At 37.4% G+C, this 5,233-nt stretch carries 4 protein-coding genes; 2 read left to right on the top strand and 2 right to left on the bottom strand.

Features of this window, described 5'->3' with window-relative positions; translation table 11 throughout:
* Positions 1–60: 60 nt before the first annotated feature.
* Complete coding sequence (locus FJR37_RS22065; protein ID WP_168467125.1) at positions 61–1,170, bottom strand: glutamate--cysteine ligase; 1,110 nt, start codon at positions 1,168–1,170, stop codon at positions 61–63.
* A gap of 270 nt (positions 1,171–1,440) precedes the next feature.
* On the opposite strand from FJR37_RS22065, the gene FJR37_RS22060 reads away from it, so the two are divergent.
* Positions 1,441–2,115, top strand: coding sequence for a Mo-dependent nitrogenase C-terminal domain-containing protein (locus FJR37_RS22060; RefSeq protein ID WP_039199486.1), 675 nt, complete (start codon positions 1,441–1,443; stop codon positions 2,113–2,115).
* A gap of 77 nt (positions 2,116–2,192) precedes the next feature.
* Positions 2,193–3,233 carry a GTPase ObgE gene (obgE, locus tag FJR37_RS22055; RefSeq protein WP_053540765.1) on the top strand — a complete coding sequence of 347 codons (1,041 nt, stop codon included), beginning with the start codon at positions 2,193–2,195 and terminating at the stop codon, positions 3,231–3,233.
* 601 nt (positions 3,234–3,834) lie between these two features.
* Here the strand turns inward: obgE and FJR37_RS22050 are convergent.
* Positions 3,835–4,599 (bottom strand): RNA methyltransferase, encoded by a 765-nt coding sequence (locus FJR37_RS22050; protein ID WP_039199482.1) that lies wholly within the window; start codon positions 4,597–4,599, stop codon positions 3,835–3,837.
* Positions 4,600–5,233 lie beyond the last annotated feature (634 nt).

The raw sequence follows: 5,233 nt of genomic DNA, 5'->3' as shown, positions 1-5,233 counted from the left end.
ATAACGACAATTTTCAACGCTCACCTACTTAGAGGAAATTGGTAATCCAAAATCCAAAATCTAAAATCCAAAATTGCCATAAGTTTGGTTAAGAGTGGCTTCAATTGAACCTGAATTTTGGAATAACTTAATTAATTCATGAGATTTTGTTTTTTTCTCAGATAAAATTCCTTTCAGTGGGGTTAAAAATTCTAGATCAGGATCATCTTCAAGGGCGATTTCAGCAACTTGTAAAAGTTTCTGAGAATTGGCAAAAACATCTTCATTTTCAAAGCCTGATTTTGCCGAAATTTGGTGTAAATTAGCATCAGGTATAATTGCTCTACCTGGTAAAGTTTCATCTAGTATTAAACCTTTTAATAAAGCTAATAAACCTGCATAAATAGCGAAATTATCACAACTATCACAAGCTTTAAATTCTATCCGTCCTACTTCTGAAGGAATGCGGGCAATTTTTGTTAACGAAGGCACACTTTTGATTAATTCTTCTGTTTTATCCAAAAAAACTAATGTTGCGGATCTTTTTCCCGTTCTGATAAATGTCCTCACTGATAAACCTCCCCATAAACCACCATTATAAAAAGGAGAACTATAACTAAAAGGAATGATATAAGGACTGTAATAAGTTAACTTCTTCCCAATATCAATTAACCTTTCCATAGATAAATTTGCTAGGGAAATATTTAAATCTGGTCCATAAGAAACCATATAAATATGAGCAGTTTGTTCATCTGGATAAGCTTGTAATTGCCTAATTTCAAAATCATTTAATGGAGGTTGTGGCTCAAACACGCAAGTATAGGGATTAAAGCTGGCTAAAACAGGTGAAAAACCAAAATTAGCAGCAACATCACTTAATAAAATAAAACTTGCGTTTAATTCATCAATTGCTCCTTGAATAGTAGGGTGGATAGTTGTTCTAATTTCGATGCCTTTAGCTACACAGTCAATTACTTCTTCAGAGTCATTAAATCTTTCAAAGCCCTCAATATACCAACGCTTTTTCTTAATCCCAGCATCACCAACTCTTAATTGTGGGTAATCAGTAGTATAGATAGGTAATTTGTCAACAATTTGCTGAAAATCTCCAAATTTTGTATTATGGAAATCTGCAAACTTTCCTTGATCATTGAGAAAAGCAACTTCATGTTCAATACCAAAGCAGAACATACTTTATACCTAATTAATGACAAATATAATCAATTATATCTATATTTTATGCCCTTGGGAATCAATGCTGCTGAGTTCAGGCTAAAAAGTATTTATATCGTAGGTTGAGTTAACGCGAGGAAACTCAAAAAAATTCCTGCTCATGTTGGGTTAAGAGTCGCTCAACTCAAACTAAATTCCCTTTATTTTTGCCAATTAAATGTACAGAAATGTAGTTCTTTTCAAGGTATTTTAAGATTATCTAATAAAAATTACAAGGCGTGAGTTTTTATGACAACTACTGCTCAAACTGCTTACAGTAGCGAACAAATTATTGCGTGGTTACGGGGATTACTGACCATTGCTTGGGCTGATGGTAACTTTGATACCCAAGAACAGGAATTAATTACTAATCTTACCAAAGATGAATTAGCCCCTGCTATTAACTGGGATTCTTTAGAGATAATTGAACCAGATGAATTAGCGGCTATATTAGGTAAAGGTACACCTGTAGCGGAAAATTTCTTGCGGACAGCGGTAATGGTAGCGATCGCTGATGGTATATACTCACCTAGTGAAGATGACCTACTTCAGCAATTGTGTCAAAAATTAGAACTGCAAGAGAGTTTACTCACAGCCTTACGTCATACCCTAGAAGATACCGCACAAACAACTGATTTCCCCCCTACTGGACTTCAATCCCCCCACCCAGACGCTTTAACTCCCTTGCGTCAATGGTTAGACGGGTTAGATATTCAAGACCCCAGAGTGGCGAAATTTTTGTGTAAGATGATTCCTTCCCAATGTCCCTTTGAAAGAGATGTAACCTTATTTGGCCGGAAAATAGTTCATATTCCGCCCCTGTGTAAAATTAACCCCCTTTATGAACAAATGGTAGGGTTACGCTTTCGCGCCCTTTCCTACCTAGCAGATGACTGTGGGGAAGATGTTACACCTTATATTTAAATTAGTTGTTAGTAGTCAATTGTTAGCGTGATTGACAACTGACAACTAATAACTGACAACTGACAACTGACTAAATTATGCAATTTATAGACCAATCAGTAATTGAAGTAGAAGCAGGTAACGGAGGCGATGGTATTGTCGCTTTTCGTAGAGAAAAATATGTCCCAGCAGGTGGTCCATCTGGTGGGAATGGCGGAAAAGGCGGTTCAGTAATTTTTGTAGGTAATACTAATCTGCAAACCTTGTTAGATTTTCGATACAAGCATTTATTTAAGGCACAAAATGGAGAACGTGGCGGTCCAAATAATTGCACTGGTGCAGGTGGGAAAGATCTAATTGTTGAAGTTCCTTGTGGTACTTCTGTATATGATGCGGTAACGAGTGTTTTACTATGTGATATAGTTGAACCCGGACAAAGTTTTCGAGTCGCAGAAGGTGGCAAAGGTGGACTGGGAAATCAACATTTTTTGAGTAACCGCAACCGCGTTCCCGAATATGCCCTCCCTGGTTTAGAAGGGGAAAAAAAGGTATTACGTTTAGAGTTGAAATTGTTAGCAGAAGTCGGGATTATTGGTTTACCAAATGCGGGAAAATCAACTTTAATTTCTTCTTTATCCGCAGCACGTCCAAAAATCGCCGATTATCCCTTTACTACCTTAATTCCTAATTTGGGTGTAGTCAAAAAACCCACCGGTGATGGTACAGTTTTCGCTGATATTCCGGGTTTAATTGAAGGTGCTTCTCATGGTGCCGGTTTAGGTCATGATTTCTTGCGTCACATTGAACGGACAAGGGTTTTATTACACTTAATTGATGCCACAAGTGAAGATGTCATCGCTGATTTCCATACTATTCAAGAAGAACTTAAAGCCTATGGACGAGGTTTAGCTAAACGTCCACAAATTTTGGCATTAAATAAAATAGATGCTGTTGATAGAGAAACTGTTGATTTGGAGGCTTTAGCTACTCAATTAAATCATCTAGCTTTAGCACCAGTGTTCATAATTTCTGCCGTAACTCGCACCGGTTTAGAGCCAATGCTGCAAGAAATTTGGCGGATTTTAGATGAAATTAATGTGTTGGAAGCACAGGAAGTTGCAGTTGAATTGATAAGTTGATTTTGTCGAATACAGTAGCAAAAATTGTGTTAAGTAATTGAACAAAAATATTTACAGTCATTGCAAGCGAAGGGAAGCAATCACAACCCTTGGAATTGCTTCATTTCACTTCGTTCCATATGGCTAACGCCACGCAACGATTACGCAATGACATTGTGTAATTAATTCTGTCTCACTACTTACATGATTTCAAGCATAGGGATTAGTTTGAGAGTTCCAGTATTTCTGGAACTTCTCGGAGTTTATACTCAAAACGGTTGGGACATGGACTTTTGCAAAATCACGAAAAACCTAGATTTGTAGGGGTTTAGCACTGCTAAACCCCTACCCGCTTAAATCAAATAATTAAGCCGTGTTGAGTATAGTTGATAGCATTATCGTTAAAAACCGCATGGATTTTGAGAACATACTTGAGAGGGTGTTTGAAAAGTTATGGTTGGTGTATTAAATATTTTTTACCCCTCCCTAACCCTCCCCTTGTAAAGGGGAGGGAACTGGATTTTTATTGTTTCCCCCCTTTACAAGGGGAAAGGGGGGGTAGCAATGTGATGAAAATTACGGAATACCACTTTTAAAACATCCTCTGAGCAAATTCTCACAATTAATCCAGCTTTTCGGAGTTTTTTCTATTAATTGCCCATTCTACCTGTCGTAAAATCCCTCGTAACATTCCCACTTCTGTAGTTTGTAGATAAGCACGATTATATAAGTGGCGGAATTTTTCCATGCGACTAGCTGCGGTGTGGGGATAAAGATAACCAATAGAAAGCAACAAAGATTCTAATTGCTGATAGAATCCTTCCATAGCATCTAATGGGGCAATTTCTGAATCGGGTATATTCTGATCTGTAAATAAGTTAGTAGATTGTGATAATTCATAACAACAAATAGAAACCGCTGTAGCTAAATTCAAAGATGGATATTCGGGATTGGTAGGAATAAAAACTAATTTGTGGGCATAATTTAATTCTTCATTAGTTAATCCTCTATCTTCTCTACCAAAAATTAAAGCTACAGGCTTTTCTGCTTCTGCTAATAACCAGGGTAAAGCGGTGTGAGGGGTATCTAGGGGTAGTTCTCCACTGTATTCCCGTCCCATAGTAGCAACCGCACGGACACAGCCCTGTAAGGCTTGTGGTAATGTGTCTACTATGACCGCAGATTCTAAAATATCTTTACCATGAACTGCCATTTTTAAGGCATCATCTGATGTGCGATCGCATTGAGGATTGACTAATATTAGTTTAGATAAGCCAAAATTTTTCATAACTCTGGACACTGAACCGACATTCAATGGACCGGCTGGTTCTACTAAGACGATAATTACGTTGCTGGTACTGGTTTTTGGATCAATATTTTCTGTCATTGAAGGAGTCTTTAAACTACAGTTATCCGTGCATTATGGCTAGATTTAGGTTTTACTCTAATTTCTACATCAATTTCAAAAGCATTGAGAAATCTAAACATTCTTTCTAGAGAAAAACCTGTAAGTCCTGGAATCTTTTGAAAATTCAGACATGACTTCAAATGTTTTTTCAGAGAAGATATTCTTTTGGTTTTGTTCACCTGCCATGATATTTTATAATTTAACTATGGATGTTTTCATGAAGTATTTAAAGAATTAATGGCGTTGTAACCCAGCCTAAAGGGACTGAGCTTGCAAGAAATTGCAAGCTGTACTGACCAGACCAGCCTTAGACTACGCTTAGGGTAGCCGTTATTTGAGTCACGACACCTCGAAATACGTAGCCAGTTTCCCGCTCTGTCGCTGTAAGTTACACAGTTCTAAGGTAACAGGAACAGTGCTTTCAGCCTAACAAGCTCTTATAACAGGTCGTTCGCGCCTGAGTTTCCCACTTACTGCGAGGTTTTATGACTGTTGAAAACACTATTGTAGAAAAAGTACGGATATTGTCACCAGAAAAACAACACCAAGTATTAGCCTTTATTCATCTACTGGAAAATGATGAATGGGAATTTTTATATCAAGGAAAATTTGG

It is taken from the genome of Aphanizomenon sp. UHCC 0183, from assembly GCF_009712065.1.
GTDB lineage: Bacteria > Cyanobacteriota > Cyanobacteriia > Cyanobacteriales > Nostocaceae > Dolichospermum > Dolichospermum heterosporum.
The sequence above is the reverse complement of the archived record's forward strand: the minus strand, read 5'-3'. Positions and strand labels throughout refer to the sequence as shown.

What these genes read in the sequence shown, in the direction of transcription:
- FJR37_RS22065 (WP_168467125.1), bottom strand. Translation starts at nt 1,170, where the DNA reads ATGTTCTGCTTTGGTATTGAACATGAAGTTGCTTTTCTCAATGATCAA.
- FJR37_RS22060 (WP_039199486.1), top strand. Translation starts at nt 1,441, where the DNA reads ATGACAACTACTGCTCAAACTGCTTACAGTAGCGAACAAATTATTGCG.
- obgE (WP_053540765.1), top strand. Translation starts at nt 2,193, where the DNA reads ATGCAATTTATAGACCAATCAGTAATTGAAGTAGAAGCAGGTAACGGA.
- FJR37_RS22050 (WP_039199482.1), bottom strand. Translation starts at nt 4,599, where the DNA reads ATGACAGAAAATATTGATCCAAAAACCAGTACCAGCAACGTAATTATC.